General features: G+C 62.6%; 21 protein-coding genes. 8 read left to right on the forward strand and 13 right to left on the reverse strand.

Annotated features, from left to right (window positions below):
• Positions 1–2: 2 nt before the first annotated feature.
• The 8 genes from IVB18_RS51645 to IVB18_RS20120 all read right to left on the reverse strand — a co-directional run bounded on the left by IVB18_RS51645 (position 3) and on the right by IVB18_RS20120 (position 9,465).
• Positions 3–125 carry a hypothetical protein gene (locus IVB18_RS51645; protein ID WP_256476975.1) on the reverse strand — a complete coding sequence of 41 codons (123 nt, stop codon included), beginning with the start codon at positions 123–125 and terminating at the stop codon, positions 3–5.
• Between the two features lie 693 nt (positions 126–818).
• A complete protein-coding gene (locus tag IVB18_RS20090; RefSeq protein WP_247990729.1) occupies positions 819–1,940 on the reverse strand; it encodes a Xaa-Pro peptidase family protein in 1,122 nt (373 codons plus the stop codon).
• Between the two features lie 46 nt (positions 1,941–1,986).
• On the reverse strand, positions 1,987–3,207 hold the full coding sequence (locus IVB18_RS20095; protein ID WP_247990730.1) for a M20/M25/M40 family metallo-hydrolase: 1,221 nt from the start codon (positions 3,205–3,207) through the stop codon (positions 1,987–1,989).
• Between the two features lie 18 nt (positions 3,208–3,225).
• Positions 3,226–4,800, reverse strand: coding sequence for an ABC transporter ATP-binding protein (locus tag IVB18_RS20100; protein WP_247990731.1), 1,575 nt, complete (start codon positions 4,798–4,800; stop codon positions 3,226–3,228).
• Positions 4,797–5,627: an ABC transporter permease gene (locus tag IVB18_RS20105; protein WP_247990732.1), complete on the reverse strand. Its 831-nt coding sequence runs from the start codon at positions 5,625–5,627 to the stop codon at positions 4,797–4,799. The genes IVB18_RS20100 and IVB18_RS20105 overlap by 4 nt, the downstream gene beginning before the upstream one ends.
• Positions 5,620–6,567 carry an ABC transporter permease gene (locus IVB18_RS20110; RefSeq protein ID WP_247990733.1) on the reverse strand — a complete coding sequence of 316 codons (948 nt, stop codon included), beginning with the start codon at positions 6,565–6,567 and terminating at the stop codon, positions 5,620–5,622. The genes IVB18_RS20105 and IVB18_RS20110 overlap by 8 nt, the downstream gene beginning before the upstream one ends.
• Before the next feature lie 15 nt (positions 6,568–6,582).
• A complete protein-coding gene (locus IVB18_RS20115) occupies positions 6,583–8,130 on the reverse strand; it encodes an ABC transporter substrate-binding protein (RefSeq protein ID WP_247990734.1) in 1,548 nt (515 codons plus the stop codon).
• A gap of 18 nt (positions 8,131–8,148) precedes the next feature.
• A complete protein-coding gene (locus tag IVB18_RS20120) occupies positions 8,149–9,465 on the reverse strand; it encodes a M20/M25/M40 family metallo-hydrolase (RefSeq protein ID WP_247990735.1) in 1,317 nt (438 codons plus the stop codon).
• Between the two features lie 77 nt (positions 9,466–9,542).
• Between IVB18_RS20120 and IVB18_RS20125 the strand changes: the two genes are divergently transcribed.
• A complete protein-coding gene (locus tag IVB18_RS20125; protein ID WP_247990736.1) occupies positions 9,543–10,304 on the forward strand; it encodes a GntR family transcriptional regulator in 762 nt (253 codons plus the stop codon).
• Between the two features lie 38 nt (positions 10,305–10,342).
• Here IVB18_RS20125 and IVB18_RS20130 read toward each other — a convergent pair whose 3' ends face one another.
• Complete coding sequence (locus IVB18_RS20130) at positions 10,343–11,113, reverse strand: IclR family transcriptional regulator (protein WP_247990737.1); 771 nt, start codon at positions 11,111–11,113, stop codon at positions 10,343–10,345.
• 198 nt (positions 11,114–11,311) lie between these two features.
• On the opposite strand from IVB18_RS20130, the gene IVB18_RS20135 reads away from it, so the two are divergent.
• The 7 genes from IVB18_RS20135 to IVB18_RS20165 all read left to right on the forward strand — a co-directional run bounded on the left by IVB18_RS20135 (position 11,312) and on the right by IVB18_RS20165 (position 17,776).
• On the forward strand, positions 11,312–12,142 hold the full coding sequence (locus IVB18_RS20135; RefSeq protein WP_247990738.1) for a transporter substrate-binding domain-containing protein: 831 nt from the start codon (positions 11,312–11,314) through the stop codon (positions 12,140–12,142).
• Positions 12,143–12,160: 18 nt separating this feature from the next.
• Positions 12,161–12,877 carry an amino acid ABC transporter permease gene (locus tag IVB18_RS20140; protein WP_247990739.1) on the forward strand — a complete coding sequence of 239 codons (717 nt, stop codon included), beginning with the start codon at positions 12,161–12,163 and terminating at the stop codon, positions 12,875–12,877.
• Positions 12,874–13,692 carry an amino acid ABC transporter permease gene (locus IVB18_RS20145; protein ID WP_247990740.1) on the forward strand — a complete coding sequence of 273 codons (819 nt, stop codon included), beginning with the start codon at positions 12,874–12,876 and terminating at the stop codon, positions 13,690–13,692. Before IVB18_RS20140 ends, IVB18_RS20145 begins: the two co-directional genes overlap by 4 nt.
• Positions 13,689–14,435, forward strand: coding sequence for an amino acid ABC transporter ATP-binding protein (locus tag IVB18_RS20150; RefSeq protein WP_276581220.1), 747 nt, complete (start codon positions 13,689–13,691; stop codon positions 14,433–14,435). The genes IVB18_RS20145 and IVB18_RS20150 overlap by 4 nt, the downstream gene beginning before the upstream one ends.
• 125 nt (positions 14,436–14,560) lie before the next feature.
• Entirely contained in the window at positions 14,561–15,877 is a 1,317-nt protein-coding gene (locus IVB18_RS20155; RefSeq protein WP_247990741.1) for an FAD-binding oxidoreductase, read from the forward strand.
• A gap of 105 nt (positions 15,878–15,982) precedes the next feature.
• Entirely contained in the window at positions 15,983–16,315 is a 333-nt protein-coding gene (locus IVB18_RS20160; RefSeq protein ID WP_247990742.1) for a hypothetical protein, read from the forward strand.
• Positions 16,316–16,459: 144 nt separating this feature from the next.
• Complete coding sequence (locus IVB18_RS20165) at positions 16,460–17,776, forward strand: FAD-binding oxidoreductase (protein ID WP_247990743.1); 1,317 nt, start codon at positions 16,460–16,462, stop codon at positions 17,774–17,776.
• Between the two features lie 1,555 nt (positions 17,777–19,331).
• Here IVB18_RS20165 and IVB18_RS20170 read toward each other — a convergent pair.
• The 4 genes from IVB18_RS20170 to IVB18_RS20185 form a co-directional block, all read right to left on the reverse strand.
• On the reverse strand, positions 19,332–20,228 hold the full coding sequence (locus IVB18_RS20170; protein WP_247991680.1) for a carbohydrate ABC transporter permease: 897 nt from the start codon (positions 20,226–20,228) through the stop codon (positions 19,332–19,334).
• 64 nt (positions 20,229–20,292) lie between these two features.
• On the reverse strand, positions 20,293–21,339 hold the full coding sequence (locus IVB18_RS20175) for a sugar ABC transporter permease (RefSeq protein ID WP_247990744.1): 1,047 nt from the start codon (positions 21,337–21,339) through the stop codon (positions 20,293–20,295).
• Between the two features lie 177 nt (positions 21,340–21,516).
• On the reverse strand, positions 21,517–23,175 hold the full coding sequence (locus IVB18_RS20180) for an extracellular solute-binding protein (RefSeq protein WP_247990745.1): 1,659 nt from the start codon (positions 23,173–23,175) through the stop codon (positions 21,517–21,519).
• 348 nt (positions 23,176–23,523) lie between these two features.
• The gene (locus IVB18_RS20185; RefSeq protein ID WP_247990746.1) at positions 23,524–23,976 is read right to left on the reverse strand and encodes an RbsD/FucU family protein; all 453 of its coding nucleotides are present in this window, start codon (positions 23,974–23,976) and stop codon (positions 23,524–23,526) included.
• Positions 23,977–24,089 lie beyond the last annotated feature (113 nt).

The following is a 24,089-nucleotide window of genomic DNA, read 5'->3' on the forward strand; positions in this document are numbered from 1 at the left end:
GTCTACAGACGCACGCCCGCTGTTGCAAAGGCTTCTGCAACGGGTTGCTGTGCGTGGTCGAGCACGGCAACTCCAATCGCCGCCGTGACGATCGTCGCAACGCAGGCAAGGATGAAAGCCTTCATCGCGATCCTCCAAAAAAGCTGCCTCACAAGTATTATACAGGATGTCAGGCTGCGAACAAACGTTGCGCTTGGGCAGAGGGGCAATGGCCGGTCACGGTGGGGTGCCGCTGTGGAGGGGGCATTGGGCGTGTCAGCTTCTCCTCTGACAGGCGAGCGACCAGGCCGCGTCGCATGCGAGACGTCAGCCCATGCGAGGCTTGTGGACACGGCGTCGTGTGCACTGAGAATCCGAAGGGCCGATTTGCGCTTCCAATCCTGAGGTATAAGGGCCTAGGACGAGCGGTCCGCGGAAGCGTCGTCCAACACAATTTCTCAGTCGATCCAATTCACATAGAGGATCGACAGGAGTAAAAATAGCTCAACAAAATGAAGACCTTAGATCGAAAATTTGGCGCGGCGCCAATGATGGATAGGAGCGAGAGTTCAGGATTTTCAAGTAGTTGGGAGGCGGTGTGTGCACGACGTGTGCACCGGGAGATCAAAGAAAATCTCTTCTCAGCCAATGTGAACAGGCCTTCCGAAGTGGGTAGGCCACCTCAAGTTGGGGGACGTACACGACATGAATTCGCCGGGGGAGGGGAGTTCGTGGAGCGTTGACAGAGCAATCTCAATCATCGGAACTCGAACGTGTGGTCCCTTCACTGAGCATCGCGCGGCTCTCGCGACCAACCCTGTCTCTCGGTCGTGCGTTGCTCAGACTTGAAACACTTGCCGCGGCGAGCGCGTCAGACACTCATGCCCGGTCTCAGTGACGAGCACAGTCTCGCTGATCGCGATGCCGTCGGCGGAGACGTACATGTGGAACACCATGCCTTCCTCCAGCGTCCAATGGGCCGTGGGCAGGAAGGCGCGCGAGAAGTCGCTGGTGCGCGGGCTATGGAGTGGATAGCAGCCGAGCGAATAGCCGGTGATGTTGGGGTAGTCGGGGCGCAGGCCATCGGCGAGCATCGCCTTTCGCGCCAGAGCGTCGACGCCGGCGGCGTTGGCTCCAGGCTTGATCGCCTCGAACTGCCGGTCCTGGATATCAATTAGCCGCCGGGCGAGATGCGACCGGCGCGGGTCGATTTCTCCGATCACGGCCGAGCGCATCAGGCGGGCGCTGTAGCCGTCAATATAGGGCAACAGCTCCATATGCAGGATATCGCCCTTGGCCAGCGATTGCTTGGTCAGTCCGCCATGCAGGAACGCGTTGCCGACACCGGCGGTAATGATCCCTGCGCGTGCGACGTCAGCGCCTTCCTGCATGAAGACCTGATACACGGCTGCTGCCGCGTCGCGGGCCGATCGGCCTTCGCCGGACGCTTTCAGAGCTGCATTGATGCCGAGGTCGCCGATCGCGGCAGCGCGCCGGAGCACGGCGATCTCCCTTGTGCTCTTCCTGGCGCGGAGCTCAGCCATCACGCCGGAGAAGTCGACAAAGCGCGCGTCCAGCAGTTGCGCCGACAGACGCTTGAAGCGGGAGAGCGGCATGCAATAGGAGTCCTCGTCGAGCCCGACGCGGCCTGTCGCATAGCCAAGGTTACGGATGGTGTCGGCGAGCACCCGGATCGGGTCTTCCCAATCGGCGAAGGCAACGGAGCGCGACAGCCACGAGCTCTCGGTGAATGGGCCAAGGTCGACGGCACGAAGTATCATGATCGGCTCGCCATCGCGCGGCAGCAGGCAGACCCGGTACATGTTCTCCGAGATCAAGAAGCCGGTGACGTAGGCGAGGAACTCGCTCTGGTCGATGATGAGGACATCGAGCTCGCGGGCGGCCATCTGCTCGCGCACGCGCTCAACGCGCGCCTCATATTCGTCGACCGGAAACAACATCGTCGTTCGTCCTTCGTGGGATCAGGTGCGCGCGTTCGAGCGCCCGCTATCCGCAAATCTCCAGAATGGCCAGCATGTAGATGCGAATCATGTCGACGAAGTCGACGATATCGACCCGTTCGTCGGGCATGGTGTTGTAGCGCCCGCCGGGGCCGCAGACGATGCCTTCTATCCCGCCGAAATAGTGCAGATGACCCGCGTCGGTGCCGTAGAAGCAGCTCGGCGCAACGGCTCCCGTCGGCTGATCTTCGCCACGTACCGCGCGATAGGCGCGATTGACCGCCGCGACGATCGGGCTCGTGCGCGCCACCTCGAACGGCGGCATGGTAGGCACGCCGGAGCGGTCCTCCGACATGACCTCGGCCTTGAGGCCAGGAAACCGTGCTTCGAGCGCATCGAGCTCGCGGCGCATGTCGGCCAGCGCGCCGGCCTCGGTCTGGCCTGGCGCATAGCGGCCCGAGCCCTTGATCCGCACGAAGTCCGCGACCTGGGGCGTACGCCATTCGTGCAGCTCGCGCCCGAGTGCACCGTGGACGACGCCGACATGGACGCGATTGATCCGTTCATGTTCCGGCGAGAGCGCGCCCGAGAACTTCATCGCATTGAGGCGCGGAATGAGATCGCACGCTGCCGTGATCGCATCGACCGCTTCTTCGCGCTTGGACAGATGACGGGTATTGCCGGTCAGCTCGATGATGAACATGAACGCCGCGGCGTGCATGGTCATGGCCTTCAGGTCGGTCGGCTCCGAATTGATGAAGTAGTCGGCGCGAAGCCCTTGCTCGACGAGCGAGTAGGTGCCGACCCCGCCTTGCAGCTCGCCAACGACGTAGGTGAGGATGACGTCACCCCGGAGTTCGACGCCGGCGTCGATCAGCGTCTTGACGGCGCAGAAATAGGCGGCATCGCCCGCCTTCATGTTGGAAACGCCGATGCCGTAGATGAAGGCGTCGTCGACCTTGCCTGCCCAGGGGTCGACGGTCCAGCCCTCGGTCACCGGGTTGGTGTCGAGATGGCCGTTGAACATCAGGCTCTTGCCGCCGCCGCTGCCCTTCCAGCGGCCAACGGCGTTGACCCGGCCCTCACTGCCGAAGGCTGCGAGCTCGGTCTCGAGGCCGATCTCGCGCATGCGGCCAGCCATGAAGGCTGCGAGCTGCTTCTCGCCGTCCGACCTGGAGTAACTCTTGTGCTGCACCATGCGTGACAGGAGATCGAGGGCGGCGGGCACGTCGATCCCGGCGAGAAGTGCTTTGGCGTTGTGATGCATTGAAGGAAATCCTTGTCGTCAGCCGACCGGCACGGGGGAAGCAGCCATCAGTTCGCGGGTGTAGGGATGAACGTGGTCTGCATCGAAATCTTCGACGGGCAGAAGGTCGACCACTTCACCCCGGCGCATCACAGCGATGCGGTGAGCGATTTGACGGATAAGGTTGAGATCGTGGGTGATGAAAAGAAAGGCGGTTCCGGTCTCCTCCCGAAGCGTCAGCAGCAATTCGATGATCTGGGCCTGCACAGAGACGTCCAGCGGCGCGGTGACCTCGTCGCAGATTACGAGTTTTGGCCGTGCAGCGAAGGCACGAGCGATGGCGATGCGCTGCTTCTCGCCGCCTGAAAGCTGATGTGGCCAGCGGTTGGCGTAGGATCGGGGCAGGCGCACCTGGTCGAGCAGGCGGGGAATATCCACAAGATGGCCGCCGTAGAGCTTGAGAGGACGCGACAGGATCTCGTCGATCCTGTGACGCGGATTGAGCGACGAATCCGGATGCTGGAAAATGATCTGCACGTCGCGGCGGTAAGCGGCGTCCATGTCGCGCATGCCGTGGATCTCGTGCTCGTCGAAGCAGATCTTGCCTGAGAAGCGTGCAAGACCGGTAAGGGCGCGCGCCATCGAAGACTTGCCAGAGCCGGACTCGCCGACGAGACCGAGGATCTCGCCGCTACGAATCTCAAGCCCGATCTTTTTCGTGGCTGGCGGCGGCGCGTCTCGGAACAGCCCGCCGCTGCCATATTGGACTTCGATGTCGGAGGCCGCGAGAAGGACCTGGTCAGGCGGCTTGTCATGGACAAGACGGCGTTCCGGTCTGGGCACGGCGTCCACAAGTGCGCGCGTATTGGCATGGCGCGGCGCGCGGAAGATGTCGGCCACCGGCGCCTGCTCGACCATGCGGCCGCGCTCCAGAACCGCGACCCGGTCAGCGACGCGCGTCACAAGTGCAAGATCGTGGGAAATATAGAGCGCGGCAACGCCCGTCTCCCGGCGTAGTCGCGCGAACAGCTCGAGGATGCGCGCGCCAGTGACGACGTCGAGTGCCGTGGTCGGCTCGTCGAAGAGAATGACGTCGGGCCGGCAACCAAAGGCGGTGGCAATGACGACGCGCTGTTTTTCTCCGCCGGAGATTTCATGCGGATAGCGCCGCATGACCGCAGCGGGATTGTTGAGATCGACGTGACCGAGCAGCTCGATGGCGAGCGAACTGGCGTCGCGCGGCTTGAGGCCACGATGCCGCCTCAACGCTTCCGTGATTTGCGTTCCGACGGTGAGCGTCGGATTGAGCGACGTCGAAGGATCCTGAAACACCATTCCGAGACGGCGTCCTCGGATCTCGGTCAACTCGCGCGGGCTCAGGCGCTGAAGGTCGACATCGCCTAGCTGCAGCGAGCCTGCGACTTCGCGAGCGTTGTCGGGTAGATGCCGCATCAGTGCCCAGGCAAGCGAGCTCTTGCCTGAGCCGGATTCCCCGACGAGGCCCAGCACCTCGCCCGGTGCGATCTGCAGCGAGATGTCGTGCAGTACGCGTACCGGCCCGGCGGTCGTGATGTAATCGAGCGTATAATTCCGGATCGAAAGTGCAGAGGTCACCGCTCGTCCTTCGGATTGAGAGCGTCGCGAAGACCATCGCCGACCAGGTTGAAGGCAATGGCGGTAAGTGCAATCGCGGCCGAGGGCGCGATCAATCCCCATGGGGCCTGATGCATGTATTGGCGTGCGTCTGCCACCATGAGACCCCATTCGGATGCCGGCGGCTGGGCGCCGACGCCGAGAAAGCTCAGCGTTGCGAACAGCATGACGGCGAAGGACACGCGGATGGTGGATTCGATCACGATCGGGGCCATGACGTTGGGCAACATCTCGCGGAAGATGATCCACTGTGCTCCCTCGCCACGAGCGATGGCGGCCTTGACGTAGTCCTGATTGCGTACGTTGAGCGCGGCCGAGCGGGTCACCCGCGCCATGCCGGGCGCAAAGGCCACCGCGATGGCAATGACAGCATTGCCGGCGCCGTTGCCGAGCGTTGAGACCAGCAACAGGGCCATCAGAAGGCCTGGGATCGCCATCACGGCGTCGTTGGTGCGCATGATAGCCTCGTCGGTTCGTCCGCCGAGATAGGCCGAGCCAACGCCGATGATCGCTCCGGCTGCGCTGCCGACGAAGGTGGCGATGAAAGCGAGCGGCACGGTCGAACGCGCGCCGACCATCAGGCGGCTCAGGATGTCGCGGCCGAATTGATCGGCGCCAAGCCAGTTCTGCCAGCCGGGTGCGCGAAAGCGGCCGAGAAAATCGATCTTCTCCGGCGCATAGGGCGCCAATGCGGGCCCGAACAGGCAAGCGGCCGCAATCAGCGCCAGAAGCACGACGCCGACAAAACCCTGTGGTTTCCGCATCAGGCGGATGAACAGCTCAGTCATAGCGGATCCGCCGGTCGAGAAGCGCATAGGCCGTGTCGGCGAACGTGTTGGTCACGGCATAGGTTGCGGCCATGATCAACGCGCCCGCCTGGATCGACGGCAGGTCGCGCGTGGTGATCGCGACCATCAGCGCCCGCCCGATGCCGGGAATGGCGAAGATCTCCTCGATCACGATGATGCCGCCGAGCAGGTAGCCGACGTCGAGCGCGATGATGGTGACGACCGGCAATAGCGCGTTGCGCAGGGCGTGGCGAAACAGCACGGTGCGTTCCGGCAGGCCCTTCAAGCGTGCGGCGCGGATATAGTCCGATTTCAGCACGTCGAGCGTCTCGGAGCGCATCATGCGCATGACATGCGCGATCAGGATCACCGAGACCGTCAGCACGGGCAGCGCCAGATGACGGATGGCGCCGCCGAAATCCTCCAGTGGGGAGACGTAGCCGGTCGCCGGCAGCCAATGCAATGTGTCGGCCAGCAGAAGAGCAAGCAGCGTCGCGGTGACGAATTCCGGCAGCGAGACCCCGAGATAGGCAATGAGGCTGACGCCCGTGTCGGTGAGCCTGCCTTGCCGCAGCGCTGCTATCACGCCGAGCGGCACTGCAACGGTCAGCGTGACCAGGATGGCCGACACGGCAAGCAGCAGCGAGCGCGACAGCGCCGCCAGCATTTCCGTGCCGACCGGCAGGCTCGTGCGCATCGAGATGCCGAAATCGCCGGTGAAGACGTGGCGGGCCCAGCGCGCATATTGCAGCCAGGCCGGATCGCCGAGCCCGAGCTTTGCCCTGAGCGCGGCCAGCACTTCGGGCGTCGCGTTTTCCCCGAGCAGCGACTGGGCGGCGTCCGCCGGCAAAATCTGGGTAATGGCGAACACCAGCATCGAGACCACGATGAGGGTGTAGATCATCAGCATCAAACGGCGCGCAAACCAGGCCAGCGTCACCGAGTGCCTCCGGTGTCAGGAGCGCTTCGGCGCGGCGGCGCCGAGCGAGACCATGTCGAGGCGGAATACCGATCCGCGTGGGTGCAGCACGTAGCCGTCGACGTAGGAGCGTTGTGCCGCGAGCAGGTCGAAGAATGCCGAAATCACCGAGGGGACGCCGGCGTTCATCATGTCCTGTGCCTTGGCGTAGAGTGCCGTGCGCTTCGCTTCATCGGTCTCGACGCGGGCTGCATTGATGACTGCGTCGAAGTCCGCGTTGTTCCAGCGAGTCTCGTTCCAGGCCGCGTTTGACGTGTAGAGCAGGTTGAAGATGGCGTCGGCGGTCGGCTGCATGTTGTAGAAGCCGACGTAGAAATTGCCTTTCTTCCAGACCTGGTCGAGATAGGTGGCATGCGGCATGGTCTGCACGTTGATGCGGAAGCCGGCTGCGGCCGCCATCTCGCGGACCGCGACGCCGAGCTGTGTGCGGGTTGATGGTTTGTCGGATGCGACCAGCGTCAAATCGATGCCGTTGGGATAGCCCGCGTCGGCCAGGAGCTTCTTCGCCTTGGCGATGTCGGGCTTCTTCAGCGGAATGTTCTTGTAGAAGTGGTAGGCGGAGCTCAACGGCGTGTCGTTGCCGGGCGTGCCATAGCCGCCCGCGACGAAGCCCACGGTTGCCTCGCGATCCACCGCCAATGCCAGGGCCTGGCGAACGCGCACGTCGTTGAACGGCTTCTGGTCGCATCCGAGATTGATATTGAGGAATTGGCCGGATGGGGTGCGTAGGGCCTTGACGCCATCGGCCTTGACGAGGCGTTCATATTCGCCTGGCGCGGTCGTGAGCAGCAAATCGATATCACCGGAAATCATTGCGGACGCTTCGGCGGTGCGGTCCGGATAGACGAGCAACTCGATGCGGTCGAGGTAGGGCCGCACCGGATCATAGTAAGCAGGATTACGTTCGACGACGATCCGGCGATCGGGTTCGTAGGACGCCAGCTTGAATGGGCCGGTGCCGTTGGCGGTGGTCGAAAGGCTCGCGAAGTCGCCGGCGATGACCTTGGCCGGAACGATGCGCGCGTTGAGATAGGTGAGTGCCACTGGCAGGTCGGCATAGGCGCCCGTGAGCGTGAACTTGACGGTCAGCGGATCGACCGCGGCAACTTCCTTGATCGGGCCGACATTGGTGCGGCCGGGGGAAGCGGTCTTCGGGTCGAGGATGGCAGTGATGGTGGCGACGACATCGTCGGCGGTCAGTGGCGAACCGTCGTGAAACGTCACGCTCGGGCGCAGCTTGAAGGTCCATTCCGTCAGTGTCGCGTTCGGCTCCCACGAGATCGCAAGGTCCGGCTCGACGGTCATGTCCGGCTTCAGCCGGGTGAGGTTGGAGTAGAGCAGTTCGGTGACGAGATATTCCGGGTTCACGCGCGCCAGCATCGGATGGATGACCGATGCTGCCTGGTCGACCGACATCCGGAGCACGCCGCCGCGCTTCGGGGCTTCGGCGAAGGCGATCCTGGGCAGACCGGCGAGGCCGATCGCGGTTCCCGCAAGGAAAAGACGGCGACTGACGGACAGCATAGATGCGTGCTCCTTGAGTTAGCGGGCGGCGAGTGTTTCGGGAGACAGATCGGGACGGAAGTCGGCGTACAGATAGGCAAGGACCGATTTCGCCAGCGCGACAATGTCGGTGAGCGTCGTGAATTCGCCGGGCGCGTGAACGTGGCTTTCCGGCCGGCCGAGGCCGGTCAGCAGGATCTCCTGCATTCCGGTCTGTTGCACCCAGCCGAAATCAGAACAGCTGGTCGCACCCCATTTAGCGAAATCGTCCGGTGCGTATCCGAATCCGACCGACAGCGCCTCCTTCCAGCGCGCCCAGTGCGGGCCTGTCGGATCGGATGTCGGCATGAGGTGACCGGTCAGAACCACGTCGACGTCAGCTCCGGGAGCCGCTGCAAAGACGGCGTTCTCGATTTCGGCACGCGCGGCCTGAAAGTCTTCCTCCGGCGCATAGCGCCGACAGACGAGAACTTCAAAGAGCGATGGAGTCTGACCGCCGCATTGGCCGCCATGGGCTGCGGAAATATCGAGCTGGGCTGCGAGCGGATGCATCGCATGCGGCGACGCAGGCAGGGTGGACGTCCGCGCGGCGATTTCTGGTTTCAATGCTGCGAGCGCATTGAGGATCGGCAGTGCGACCTCGATAGCGTTGGCGCTTGAGCCGGCGGTCCCGGCTTCGCTTGCGTGAACCGTCCTGCCGCGGATGCGCACCAGAAGCGTGAAGAGGCCAAAGCAGCCGGCCCAGATGCGCGGCGCCGCGGCACCATTGAAGTTGAGAATGTGGCCTTCGAGCAAACCCTGCTCCGCCAGATAGCGCACGCCGGGATAGAGTCCGCCTTCTTCGTCGGTGCAAAGCAGCAGCATCGGGTCGTAGCCGAGTGGAAGGCCGATCGTGTCGGCGGCGCGCAGCGCGAGCAGCACGGCCGCGATAGTGCCCTTCATGTCGGCGGCGCCGAGGCCGATTAGGCTATCGCCGTCGCGCGTCAACTGGAACGGATTGGTGCTCCACCCGGGCGCTGCCGGTACGGTGTCGACATGAAAATACAGCCCGAGCACCGGCTTGTCCGAGCGGCGGCGCGCGATGAGATTGGTTCTGCGCCCTTGCGCCGGGCCGCACGCCACGCGCCACAAATGTTCGGGGACATCGACGCGTTGACAGTCCAGGCCGAGCGCTGCAACAGCGCTCTCCATCAAGCCGGCAAACGCTTCGTATCCCGCGCCGGGCGGGAAAGTCGTGTCGATTGCCACCATCCGCGCAAGATCGTCGATCGCACGTTCGGCTGTGCGCTTGATCTCGGCGAAACCGTCGGCCAGCGTCGGGCTGGCCTGTCCTGGGCCTTGCAGTGGAGAAAGCATTTGCAGCGGCTCATTTCTATATTCTATAAAGAAATAGGCGAAGCCGATTGCTGTCAATTCCAAAGAATGAGGCAGGCGTGACCGGTAAACAGGCAGAAGCAGCGGCGAGCGGCCCATCTAGCCTGCCGGTTCCGTTGTACGAGCACGTCAAGCGGCAGATCGCCGAGGCGATCCTGGTGGGCGAAGTGTCTCCGGGCACGGTGCTTCCCGGTGAAGTTGCGCTTGCTGCGCGATACGGCGTTGCGGTCGGCACCATCCGCCGGGCGCTCGCGGACCTGACCGCCGACGGCATGCTGGTGCGCCGGCGCAAGACCGGGACGGTCGTGACCGGCCGCGCACCGCAACACAGTCTGCGCTTTTTCTTCCAGTATTTCCGACTTCATGGCGAAGACGGCAGCCTCCAGCGTTCCGTGCCCGAAGTCTTGTCCGTGGTGCTGCGGCCGGCAGATGCAGAGGAGGCGGTGCTCTTCACGGAAGCTGTTGGTGAGCCGCTGCTCTGTCTTCACCGCATCCGACGTGTTGGCCGCGTGCCGGTAATGCATTCGCGAATACGGCTCATTGCGCGCCGCGTGCCTGATTTCCCGCACGAGGCGGCGAACGTGCCTGCACTGCTCTACCTCCATCTGCTCGACGCCTACGGCATTCGCATTGCAGCGATACGCGAGAAGCTCTTGGCAGAGCTAGCCGACAAGGAGGACCGGCGTCTACTTGCGCTAGCTTCGCCGAACGCCGTTCTGGTGATCCGCGAGGAGGCGTACGATCAAGCCGGTGCGCTTGCGATCCTGAGCGAGCACCGCGCCACGACTGTGCATCATCACTACGTGAACGAGATCCGCTAACCTGTTTCGAGCCGTTGCCTCGCGCCCCTGACCCCTTCCTACTGACCGACGATCGCGTCGATTTCTTCCTTCAGGAGGGCGCCGTAGTGTTCGAGGACGCTTGGCCTGAGCTTGGCGCAGAGCAGCGTGAAACTGAGCGCGGCGCCCGGCTTTTCGCCCGGCGTCATGATCGGCAATCCAACTCCGGCAATGCCGGGAATGAGTTCGCCCACATCCACCGCGTAACCGCGGCGGCGGGTGTCGGCGATCAGCTGCCGAACCTTGTCCTCGGTGAGGTTGCGATAGGACGCGTAGCGCCCGAGGTTGGCGCGGATGATGTAATCCTGCTCGTCCTCGTCCAGGAAGGCGAGCATCGCGATCGAGCCGGGGCCTACGCCGAGGGGCACGAAGCCGCCGATCGATCCCGTCAGGGTCGGCACGATGCATTCACCGTCGCGCCGGTCGAGACAGACGGAATCGTGGTTGAAGCGAGCCATCAGGTGGGTCGTGTCACCGGTGCGGCGCCTGAGCCGGGACAGCGCGACCTCGCAGCGGCTGATGATGCCGGGGCCGCGGGCCGCGCGGACACCGTAGATCGCCATGCGTGCACCCAACCTGTAGCGCCGTTTTTTGTCGTCGCGGGCAAGCAGCTTGTGACCGACCAGCGTGTTGAGGATGCGGTGACAGGTGGCGGTGTTGAGCCCGGAGCGGGCCGCCAAGTCCTTGAGCGATAGGCCCTCGACGCCGCCATCGGCGACGAGATCCAGCAGGATGACGGCCCGGTCGAGCAACTGGGCTCCACCGGAGGGCGGTTGGGCGATCGCCGGCATGGAATCTCACATTATGAAAAAAGAGACCTCAGCAACTTGTACATTGAGAGAGATGTGTCTCCAATGATGAAAATTAGGTCGCTTGAGAAGGGTGCATATTTTTTGAGCGAGCTGATTTCTGCATTCGCAAAAAGCTGATGGCCGACGCGGCGCTGCGGTAGCAGCGCCGGAGGGCTGTGATTTTTCCAGAGGAACAGGATGACAGGCTTCAAAAGGATGATGGGCGTTTCCGCCCTTGCGCTCGCTGCCTTCCTTGTTGGTAGCGCCGCCCTGGCGGGCACGCTTGAGAACGTCAAGGCGCGCGGCAAGCTCGTGGTCGGCGTGAAGAATGACTACGCGCCCTATGGCTATCTGAACGACAAGGGTGACGTCGTCGGCTTCGAGGTATCGCTTGCCAAGTACGTTGCCAAGGAGCTCCTTGGCTCCGAGGACAAGATCGAGCTCGTGCCCGTCGTCGCTTCCAATCGCATCGAATTCCTGACTGCCGGCCGCATCGATGCGATCTTCGCCACGCTCGGCGTCACTGCCGAGCGCACCAAGGTCATCGACTTCACGACGGAATACGTTTCAGCTGCCGGCCCGTCCGTGCTGATGGCCAAGGAAGCGACGATCTCCAAGTGGGAAGAGCTGAAGGGCAAGTCGATCTGCGGCATCCAGGGCTCCTACTACAACAAGAAAATGACCGAGGAGTTTGGCATCAATCTCGTGGCCTTCAAGACCCAGCCGGAAGCCTATCGCGCGCTGAAAGACAATCGTTGCATCGGCTTCGTCTTTGACGACATGACGCTTCAGCAGAAGCTCAAGGAGCCCGATTGGGCGAGCTACAAGATCGCGGTGGCACCCTATGAATTGCTGCCGATGGCGGGCGGCCTCCGCAAGGGTGACACAGAATTCCACGAAGCCGTCGACAAGGCCATCGGGAAGGCCGAGGCCGAAGGCAAGCTGATCGCGTGGGAGACCGAGTTCGGCATGCCGCACTCCGACTATATTGCCGCGCGGGCAAAGGCTGCGGTTGCGAAGAAGAACTGACGGACACGGAGCGGCCTTTTGTTCGGTCTCGACTATTCGTGGCTCGCGGATCCTGCGTACCAGCAATGGCTGCTTACCGGTGTCGTCAACACGCTGAAGCTGGCGGTGCTCTCATCGAGCGCCGCCATCCTCATCGGCATGCTCGGGGCTCTCGGGCTCACGCTGCGGATTTTCTGGCTCGATGCCCTGATCGAGTTGTTCGTAGAGGTGTTCCGCAACACGCCGCCGCTGTTGCAGATGCTGTTTGCCTATTTCACCCTCTCAACCCTCGGCCTCAGGGTGACCGATCCGTCGACGGGACTGTCGGTTCCGCTTCTCAGTGCCTTTGCCTGTGCTGCGATTTCGCTCAGTCTCTTCGGCGGGGCGCTGGCTATCGAGGCCTTCCGCTCGGGCATCGAAACCATGCCGCGGTCGATCATCGACGCGGCGCGGTCACTCGGTTACGGCCGATGGGCCCGCTTCTGGCGCATCGAGGCGCCGATCGCCACCCGCATCTGCCTGCCGGGACTGACGAACATCCTGACCAACCTCTTCAAGACGACGTCGCAGGCATCCGTCATCACTGTGCCGGAACTGATGTACTACGCGGGACAGATCTACAATGACACGTTTCGCACGCTGGAGGTGATGATCCTGGTCCTCCTCATATACGTGGTGCTGGTGTCCATTCTCACATTTGCAATGGCGAGGCTCGAAGCCTTCATGGCCTTCCCAGGTTACGGGAGGGTGCATTGATCGCGGGCCCCATGCTCTCCTATGAGGGAAAGAAGCGCGCCGTTCTGCTGCTGATCGCCTTTGGCGTAGTCATCTGGATCGGGGGCGATGCCGCGGCGGGCGGCTCGGCGCACTGGAGCCGCGTGCTGGTGCGGCTTCCTCTGCTTCTCACCGGCTCGGCGTCCGGCTGGCCGATCACGGGCGGTTTTGTCCTCAATATCATTCTCTCGCTCGCCTCCATGGCACTGGCGACGGCGCTCGGTACGATCATGGGTCTTGCGACGCTCGCCAGGTTCGGACCGATCCGAGTCCCGTCCTTTCTGCTGATGAATTTCCTGCGCAATTCACCGTGGCTCGTTCTGCTTTTTGCAACGCTCTATTTCCTGCCGTTCGAGATGCACGTCTTCGGCACGACCATTCCGTTCCCGCCATTCGTGAAGGCCGTGATTGGCCTTGCGTTGCCGACGGCGGCGAATTTCTCCGAGGTGATCCGGGGTGCCGTTCAGTCCATTCACAGCGGCCAGTGGGATGCGGCACGTTCGCTCGGCTATGGCACCGGCCAGATCTATCGCCACGTGATCATGCCACAGGCGCTGAGGCGCATGATCCCAGGCTGGATGAATCTCTACGCGCTGCTGATGATCGCGACAGCGCTCGCCACGGTTACCGGAATCCAGGACGTGCTGACGATTCTGAACACTTTGCTGGCCATGGAGAACGAGCGGGTGATCGTCTACTTCTATTTGACCATCCTCTTCCTGTTCATCGCCTACTGCTATCCGATCGCTGCCGTCGCGCGTCGGTGGGAGCGCGCGGTGAAGGGAGAAAGCCTGTGAACCGCATCGACGCGCTGATCGAGCTCGATAACGTCCGCAAGTCCTTCGGTGACGTCCCAGTTCTCAAGGGCATCTCGATGTTCGTGCGGAAGGGCGAGGCAGTCTGCATTATCGGCCCCTCCGGGTCGGGAAAGTCCACCGTTCTGCGGTGCATCAACGGCCTGATTCCCGTGGACGAAGGCTTTGTCCGGGTCGGCGCACACCGTGTGCATGAAATGAGGTCGGAAAAGCAGATGCGGGCGTTACGCCATCAGGTGGCGATGGTGTTCCAGCAGTACAATCTCTTTCCGCACCGCACAGCACTGGATAACATCATGATGGCGCCGATCCAGGTCCTCGGACACGATCGCGCCGAAGTCGAGGAGCGAGCCCGCAAGCTCCTGAAGAAGGTGCGGCTCTCGGAGAAGGCGGACAGCTATCCGGGGCAGCTTTCCGGCGGCCAGCAGCAGCGCGTGGCAATCGCCCGCGCACTCGCGATGCAGCCGGAAGTGATCCTGTTCGACGAGGTGACGGCTGCGCTCGATCCCGAAACGGTGAAGGACGTGCTCTTCGCGATCCGCGAACTGGTGGAGGAAGGCCTCACCTGCATTCTCGTGACTCACGAGATGAAGTTCGCCCGGGAGGTCTCACACCGCGTTTGTTTCACCGATCATGGTCTGATCGTGGAGAGTGCGCCTCCTGCAGAACTTTTTGACAATCCGCGAGACCCGCGCACTCGCGAATTCCTCGGTCAGGTTCTCTGATCGCATCATCGGGGCGGACGAGTGTCGTCCGGCCCGGTACAGCCGACTCGTCGGGATTGAGCGTGCGCTGCGCGGTGCTGCCATCCCATGTGCAATGAAAGGTGAGCCGGAAGGCCCAATGCATCATGCCTCGTTTTGACGACATCTACGCCAAGGACTTCAAGGAGACGCCTTACTGGTGGGAGGCCGCGGAACCGGAGACCGATCTCGATCCGATGCCGGAGCGAGCCGACGTCGTGGTCATTGGCTCGGGCTATGCCGGGTTGAATGCGGCGACCCATCTGGCGCGCGCCGGGCGCTCCGTCGTCGTCATCGACGGTGACCGGATCGGGGAGGGAGCCTCGACGCGTTCGGGCGGCATGGTGTCGAGTGGCCAGAAGCTGGTGGTTGGTGGCGCGATCAAGGGGATCGATCCGGCGCTCTTCTTGCGCCTGATCGGCGAGAGCAACGAGAGCTTCGATTATCTGAAGATGCTGGTCGAGACGGAGAAGCTGGATGCGGGTCTTGCGCTCACCGGCCGCTTTTTCGGCGCCCACGCCGCGGGCGATTACGAAACTCTGAAGCGGCATGGCACGCTGCTGGCGGAAAAGACGGGTGTGACCGTGCATTTCCTCGATCCCGCGCATCAGCGGGTGGCGATCGGTTCGGACTACTATCATGGCGGCATGGTGATCGATGAATATGGCGGCCTGCATCCGGGCAAGTATCACAAGGCGCTGCGTGACCGGGCGCGCGCCGCTGGCGTCATGCTGCGCTCGCATGCGCGTGCGGGTGTCGTACAGGATGGTGCGAGCGGAGAGAAAGTCGTGCCGACCGCTCGAGGCAACATTCGGGCTGCCCACGTCGTCGCAACCACAAACGGTTACACCGCCGCCGATGCGACACCGAGCCTCGCCAGCCGCATCGTGCCGGTCAAGAGCTATCAGATTGCCACCGCGCCGCTGCCGGCCGATCTCTTGGCCGAGCTCATTCCGCAGGCCCGCATGGTGTCCGACACGCGCCGTGATTTGATCTACGCCAGGCCGTCGCCTGACGGGACGCGGCTTCTGTTCGGTTCACGCCCGGGCATCTTCGACATGCCCGACAAGCTTGCCGCGAAGCGGCTTTATGCGCGCATGCTGGCCGTTTGGCCGCAGCTTGCGGGCGTGAAGATCACTCATGCCTGGAGCGGGCGCGTGGCCATGACCGTCGACAAGATCGCCCATCTCGGCGCCCGCGACGGCGCAGATTTCGCGGCTGGTTGCAACGGCAACGGCGTCGCGCTGATGACCTTTCTCGGCTACCAGACAGCGCGCAAAATTCTCGGCGAGCAGAATATCCCTTCGGCCTTCGACCGCGAGACATTCGCAGCCGTGCCCTTCTATTCGGGCAAGCCGTGGTTCGTGCCGCTCTTTGCCGGCTGGTATTGCCTGCGCGATTTCCTCGACCGTCCGGGACGCTGAAATGGAACAGTCCGTCGTTCCGACACGCCTGGAAGAGGACGTGCTCGGCACGCGCCACATTCCGGATGATCTCGCCTATGGAATCCAGACGGCGCGGAGATGATGATGCAGGTGGCCTTCCGCGTCGTCGGCAACGACGCGACGGTGACGCGCGCAGCTGAAGGCGAGCTGGACCTCAACGTCTGGGAGTCCGTCATTCTCGAGGCGCTCGCCGAATCCATTCGCCTGATGCATCGCGCCATACCTCTGTTCGTTTCTGGCTGCGTGACGGGCCTCGAGGCGAACGTCGAACGCTGCCTCGCTGACGCATCGGGCTCCCTCGCGCTTTCGACGGCGCTTGCGGCCATCTATGACTATCCAACGGCCTCGGTGATCGCCAAGCATGCGGCGGCAACGGCTTGTCGATCCGCGATGCGTCGGTCGCCTGCGGCCTCATGAGCGGGGCAGAAGCCGATCTCCTGTTTGGCGACATCTCGGTCTTCACCGATCTCGAGCGGACCGAACGCCTGATTGCCCGCTTCAGAGCGGCAAGAAACGTCTTATCCGCATGTCTTCCATGCGCTCGTCTTGAAGGAGGACAATTTGTCCAGAATAATTCCCGACCTCGTGGTCACGCCGCAGGACCTGCCCGCGAAGGTGGACGTCGTCATCATCGGTGGAGGCATCATTGGCGTATCGACGGCGCTCTCGCTGGTTGAGCGCGGCGTCAGCGTTGCCTTATGCGAGAAGGGATTGATCGGAGCGGAGCAGTCGTCGCGAAACTGGGGCTGGGTGCGCCAGATGGGGCGCGACCCGGCCGAGTTACCGCTTGCCATCGAGAGTCTTCGGCTCTGGCGCGGCATGAACGCGCGCATCGACGGCGAAACGGGTTTTCGACAGGCCGGCATCGCCTATCTCTGCGACACCGATGCCGACGTTGCGATGTATGAAGCGTGGTTGAAGCACGCCACTCCGCTTGGTCTCGATTCCCGCCTTGTGAGTGGCGAGGCGCTAGATACCCTGATTCCCGGTGCGGCGAAGCCGTTCCGCGCGGCGTTGCACACGGCGAGCGATGGCAAGGCCGAGCCGTTCATCGCGGCTTCGGCGATTGCGCGAGGAGCGGCCGCCAAGGGCGCGCATATCATCACCAATTGTGCGGTCCGTTCCATCGAGCGATCGGCGGGCCGGGTCAGCGGCTGCGTGACCGAACGCGGTGAGATCCGCTGTTCGTCCGTGGTTCTGGCGGGAGGAGCCTGGTCGCGCCTCTTCGCCGGCAATCTGGGCATCGATCTTCCCGTCCTGAAGATCCTTGGCAGCGTCGTCCGCCTGTCCTCGGTCGACGGCGTTCCGGATTTTGCCGTCGGTGCAGGCAACTTCGCTTTCCGTCGCCGTCTGGACGGCGGCTTTACCGTCGCCCAACGCAACGCAAACATCGCCCCGGTCACGCCGGACAGCTTCCGCTTGTTCTGCGACTATGCGCCGACGCTGATCAAGAGCTGGAATGAACTGACGCTTCGCATCGGCGGCCAGTTCTTTCGTGAGTTGTCGATGGCTCGATGCTGGAATAGTGACGAGGTTACGCCCTTCGAACAGGTCCGCATTCTCGATCCAGATCCGTCGCGGCGATTCGTTCAGGGCGGCGTGAGCAATCTGCGCGAGGCCTTCCCAGCGTTCGGCGACGCAAAGATCACGAAGATGTGGGCTGGTCTCATGGACGTTACGCCCGATGCTGTACCGGTGATCGCGCCGGTCAGCTCCGTTCCGGGCTTCTATCTCGCGACAGGTTTCTCCGGTCACGGTTTCGGTATTGGCCCCGGCGCGGGCGCGCTGATGGCTGATCTGGTGACCGGATCGACACCCTGCGTCGATCCCGCACCCTTCCGGATGGAGCGCTTCAAGCGCCTGAAGAGAGCCGCCTGATTTTCCACACACACGCCAAACAAGATGAAGTCGGCCGCTTCCGTCTCCACCCTTCGCCGCGACATCGACTATCTCGCCAGTCAGGGTCCGCGCGGCGCATCCGCGGCAGCGCGTTGCCCACCGGCCGCAGGTCCGCCTTAGCCGAGCACGGAACAGGCACTCCGGATGTCGCTGGAGGAAACGCGTCGCTCCGAATAAAGGAAAATCCGTTGGCGCCTCAATGCGGTTACGTTGTGAAGATCATGCTTCGGCTTCTGACCACCAAGATAAGAAACTGGCTCGGCCGCGATCCTCTGGCGGTTTGAGCGAATATGTCTTCGCCGTTCCTGCCTTGCCTCGGAGCAGCGACAACGCCGGCCCTTCGGCGAGCCGGTTCACGGCGACGAGCTGGTCGCTTGCCGGCGGTGGAAGCCCTGTCCTTCAGCTTCACAAGGTCGGGTCCGCGCCATGGCCGGTTCGTAAGCTCGCTGGCAAGATCAATCGGCTCACGCTCGAGGCTGATCATCTCTGGCGTGGGGTAGACCGGTTCCTTGAGCCGATCCCTTCTGATCTCGACGATCCGGCCGCTAGGCGATCAGCCGGTCAACGCGCTGCATCATGTGCGCAGGAGCGGCCGACGTCCCGACGTGGGCGGCCGCGACAGCCCGGATTACATGTGTCCGCGCAAACGTGGCTTCGTCCTCGGTGAGTCGCTCGGGAGTCTTGGCGACGGAGCTTCGAAATCCTCATTGCGGCTGCCGAGCTCGACGTTCTCTGCCCTTCGCAAGTTCTCGACGCAGAGACCGGGAACCAGGCTCCGCTTGGCGGCCTTGCCCTGCCAGAGCGCGAAGCGATCGGTGCCATCGTCACGCTGCTTGCTACGATGCGTCGAGAGCGCGGCCGCAGCTGCCATTGCGGACGCGGAGTCCTGGCCGTGTTGCGCGAACTCGTCCTTGATTTGAGTTCTGCAGCTCAAGAAGAACTTTCGGGCTTCGTGATCGAAACCGTAGGATCTTCCTGCCGTGATCTGTCTGCCCGTCGAGCGGACGGCTTGGCGATCACGCGCGCCCGGCGGCTGTACTATTTTCGCGGAACCAGTATAGCGGGGGTGGACGGGAAGAGGATGTGATAACAGATTGAAATTGCAAGACTATCGTTTCTCCGTCGCCCCCATGATGGAGTGGACCGAGAGTTCAAGTTTTTCAGGCGCTTAGAAGGCGGCGTATGCACGCCAATGTGAGCAAGCTTCTGAAATGGGCTAGGGTAGCTCCGGCTTCGCGGACGGGCACGACCAAGATATCCAAGAGCAAGGGACATAAGTGAGTGCTGACGAGCGGTGCCGGTTGGCGGAGCGCGCCATTCCCTTCACCGCGCATTTGCGCAGCCCTGCTCCAACTAGAAACGAACAGCGCGTGCACGCTACCAATCGTGCGATCTTGTACGCTAACCTACGAGTTTCTGCGCTCGCGTTCGCCGGGCTGAGCTGCGTGAACTGCAGCGACGGTAAGTCTGTGGTCCTTGCGTGTCCGGTTTTTGTATTCCCTAGCCCCTATAGGCCCGGGCTTGGCCTTGCGAGCTACTTTCCTGCTCCCGTGGTCAAGCCGCTGACAATGTAGCGCTCGAGGAAAATGCCGATCAGGACGAGCGGCGCGATCGCCGCCGTCGACAGCGCCGCCATCGACCACCAATTGATGCCTTGCGAGCCAGTCTGGCTCGCCACCATCACCGGGAGTGTCTTGGCGTCCGTGCTCGTCAACAGCGCCGCGAAGAAATATTCGTTCCAGCACAGCACCAGCGAGAGGATGAATGCGGCCGCCATTCCGGGAACGGCGAGCGGCAGAATGATGCGCAGGAAGGCGCCCCAGGTCGATAGGCCGTCCACGAAGGCAGCTTCGTCGAGCTCGATCGGGATCGCATTGAACTGATCACGCATGATCCAGATGACGATCGGCAGCACTGTTAGCGTGTAGAGCAAGACAAGCCCAATTCGCGTGTCGAGCAGGGCCAATGCCTTGTAGAGGACGAGGAACGGCAGCGCGAGCACGACCGGCGGCAGGATCAACTGGGACATGAAGAAGAACAGGATATCGTCGTTGCGCATCCAGGCGAATTTATAGCGGAAGCGGCTCAGGCCATAGGCTGCCAGCGATCCGAGGATCAGCGCCAGCAAGGATGCGCCGACCGACGTGATGATGCTGTTGGCGAAGCGGTTTACGAATTCGGAGCGGGCGGTCGAGGTCCCGAACAGTGTATCTGGCGACAGGCCGAGCGAGCGCCATCCCTTCCAGTCCGGCTGAAAATCGACCCAGGGAATCAAGTGGGCTTGCGTCACATCGACCGCCGATTTGAATGACGTCGTGATGGTCCAGTAGATTGGGAACAGGCAGATAAATGTCCAGAACAGGAGTGCAGCGTAGATCAGCATGCGGCTCAGCCTCCGCTTTGCGCGGGGGGGCGCCGGATGCCTCCGGATGTGCTTCGGTGCGAGGGTCGATCGCGTCAATCAAGCAACTCCGTTTGGAAGCGATTTTCGCGCCTTAACCGACCTTCTGGGTCCAGCGTTTTGACAGGCGCAGGAGCACGGTCAGGAGAAAGATGATCATAAGCAGATAGACCATGGCGAGCGCCGTGCCATATCCGACGTTCGAGCGGTCGCGGTAGACGCGGTAGATGAAGCTCGACACCGTGTCGGTTGCCCCGCCAGGGCCGCCGGCCGTCACGTTGATGACGATGTCGGCAAGCTTCAGCTTGAAGATGATGCGGATGATAAGGACGGTGATGCTGACCGGCAGCATGATCGGAAACGTCACGTGCCAGAACGACTGCCAGCCGTTGGCGCCGTCGACCTTGGCTGCCTCCTGGACCTCCTTCGGCATCGCCTGGAGGCCTGCGAGCAGGATGATCATGATGAAGGGGATCGACACCCAAGCGTCCATCGCCTGGATGCTCAAGCGCGCCATCCAGGGTGAGGCGAAGAAGGCCGGGTTGTCCCAGCCGAGGTCGCGCGCCAGCGTTGCCGCCGGACCGAAGCGATACTCCAGCAGCGACTTGCCGATCATCCAGCTCACCGCCACAGGGCTCAGCATCATTGGCAGCAGGAACACGACGCGGAAGAATCTTCGCGCCCGGACCTCGGCACTGAGCAGGAGCGCCAGGCCGAACGCGATCGCGTACTCGCCGAGTACCGCAACGGTGTAGAAGATCATGTTGCCGAGCGCATTCCAGTAGTAGGTGTCATTCAATATACCCCTGACATTGTCGAAACCGGAAAAGCGCGGGCCCTCGACCGAGCTGAGATTCCAGTCGAGCGACGCGATGTAGAGCCCGAAGATGGTCGGGAAGATCACCACCGCCACCGTGAAGAACACCGCCGGCAGCAGGAACAGCGCGCGCTGGCCGCGCTCACCGCGGGTCAGGACCTGCCCGATGCCGAAGGCAACGGCCCAAACGACATAGGCGATGAGGATCGGGCGCCAGTCGGAAAATCCGGCTGCGATCGTCCCGGTCGTGTGCAGGATCTGGACGAGGAGCAAGAGCGCGAAGCCAAACGAGGCCAGCGCGACGAGCGCGCGGCCGGCAGTCATTCGGCTGCCAGGAGCGCGCGTCGTGGCGGACATGTGGTGCGGCGCGTCGCTCACGGGAACTGGGTTTTGCATCGCAATCGAACTCTGCCGTTTCAAACGATCGACCGGCCGCCGGGCAAGTTTACGGCCGGCACCAGAGCGGTGCCAGCCGATATGTTTTCGCGAAAACTCACGCGGCTACACGCCAAGGGAGGCCTTGTAGAGTCCGATCTGTCGCTCACGACCGATCTGGTCGGTCAGCTTCTCCCAGGCCGCCGCGATGTTGTTCGCGCCGGTCTGCGCGTCGACCTTGCCGGCGAAGATCTTCGTCAGCTCGTCTTCCGCAATGCTGTAGTACTGGAAGATACCGGGAATGCGTGGCTCCACCGCCCGGTTGGGGTGATTGTAGGAGGCGAGCTGCGAGTTGAGATAGGAGGTAATGTACTTGCGGTCGTAGCCCGCGGCCACCCACTCGTCGAACTGGAAATGGCTGGTGCGGTGAGCCTGGAAGCCCGACGGATACATCACCATCCACAGCGACAGATCCTTACCGCCGAGATGCGCGGCTGCGCTCCACGCTGCCTTGTGCTTCTTCTCGTCACCATTGACTCGTGCCATGACGTATACGCCCCAGCCGAGATAGGCGCAGTTCGGCGCGTGATTCGGGCCGCTTGCGAGCTTGTCCCATTTCCCGGTCTTGGAGTTGTAGACATCGTCCGAGCCCGGGAGGATGTCGAAACCGACGACGTCGCCGACCACGGAGGTGTCGCTCGCCTTCGCGACCTGGCCGATGTCGCCCCACCAGGGGATCATCGAGCCAATGCCGGCCAGAAATTGCTGGAAGCCGGTGGTGTTCGGATCGGCATTGAGCTGATCGGCCGGCTCGAACGGCAGCGCGTCGATCACGTCCTGGATGGCGCGCACCCAGGCCGGATTGTTGATGCGCGGCTTCATCGTGTCGATGTCGAACAGCCAGGCCTTGTCGTCGGGATGCTTTGCGTAAGCTGAGGCGCGGCTGCCAAGGAAATAGAAGCCGAAGCCGCCCCAGGGCTTTGGCGCATCGAGATAGCCGAAGGCGTTCTGGTTCTTGATCTTCTTGCCCTTGAGGAATTTCGTCACTGCCTGCACCTGCTGCCAGGTTTTCGGCACGCCCCACTCGCTCGAATTGCCCGCGTCTTTCCAGGCCTTAGCGAGGGCGGGGTCGGAGAAGACATCGGTGCGGTAGTTGAAGTTGTGGCAGTCGCCGTCGATGGTGACGCGATAGGTCTTGCCGTTCCAGGTGCCGACCGGCGGCTTCAGGTAATCGACATAATCGTCGATATCGATCTGCTTCTTGACCCAATCCGGCATCTCCGACGCCAGACCCTTGCCGCAGACGTCGCCTTCGAACGGCGCGCCCATCTCAAGGATGTCGAAGTCGACCGTGCCGGTCGCGATCGCTTGCTGCAAGCGAGGATTGTAGTCAGCCTGGGCGAGATCGATCCAAGAAATTTTCGCACCGGTATACGCTTCCCATGGCTTCAGGAAGCCGCGGAACAGGAGATTGTGCAGGTTCTGATTGTTCAGCCCCATGAAGGAGAGTTCGACGCCCTTGAATTCGCCTTGCTTGATGCTCGCCTTGGTCGGGCCGAGGCAGAGCTCGCCGACCTTCTGCCAGTCGGCGTCGGTTGGCGCGCCTTTGCCGACACCGGGAATTTGCGTGATCTGGGCGCGCAGGTTGGCTTGCGCCATGGCAAGCTCGGAGAACGTGCCGAGCGCGCCCGTCGTGCCCAATGCGGCGGCGCCGGCCGCGCCTTTCAGCACCGTGCGCCGGTTCGGCTGGAGTGCGGGATGCTGATCATGCCCTTGCTGTTTCACCACGATACCTCCCATCGTTGACTTTCTTGATGTCAAGTTTGGACCACCTGGGCACCGTGACGTGACGCTCGCGAACTTCCATGCCGTGGCGTGGTGACAGAGGTCGGTTCGAGTATGCAACGGCGCATTTCAAAGTCAACGAAAGCAAGTGAACTGGAAGCCGCGTACGGTGTCGATGTGAACGACGAAGACAGCCGTCGATGATGCCGCACTGCAAGATAGACGATCAGGCGAGACGATGTGCAGCGTCGATCACGTTCCTGGCGAGCGTGAATTGGTTGTTTCCGGCAGCGGCGTCGTGCCGGTGTCATATTTGTGCCGGACCTGTCGCGCAGCGCCGGCGCTCAGTCAGGCGTCGGGCGGGATTACGCCCTTCTTGAAGATGAAGCAGCCGTAGAAGCGCCGTTCGCCGGTCTGGATCACGCAATAGGATTTCTTGGCGAGTTCATAGAAGGCAAATCGCTCGACCGATCCCATAGGAAACGAGCGTCCTTCCGTGGCATCGATTGTGGCCTGAACCTCTTGCTGCACCGGCGGGATTTCGTCGGGCTGGCCGACGATCTCCATGCGTGACGCCGGCTTGTCGACAAAACTGTCGAGCGGCAACACCGACAGGATCGCGCGCGCGGCGCGGCCGGCGTTGACGTTGTCGATGCGCAACAGCCGCCCCAGTACGGTCTGGCGAGCGACGGAGTCGGCGGGGAAATTGGTGTCGCAGAGGACAAGATCGTCGCCGTGCCCCATGGCCCGCAGGGCGTAGAGTACATCCGCATTGAGAAGTGGGTCGATCGATTTCAGCATGCAGCGCCTCCCTTGACGCGATCAGGCTTCTTGGCTTGATTGGACTATCCGACGTCTGGACGCCGCCGTCCATATCGGCGTCGACAATTGTAACCACTCATGTAGATCGGCAT

Origin of the sequence: Bradyrhizobium sp. 186, assembly GCF_023101685.1 — a bacterium.
Classification (GTDB): Bacteria; Pseudomonadota; Alphaproteobacteria; order Rhizobiales; family Xanthobacteraceae; genus Bradyrhizobium.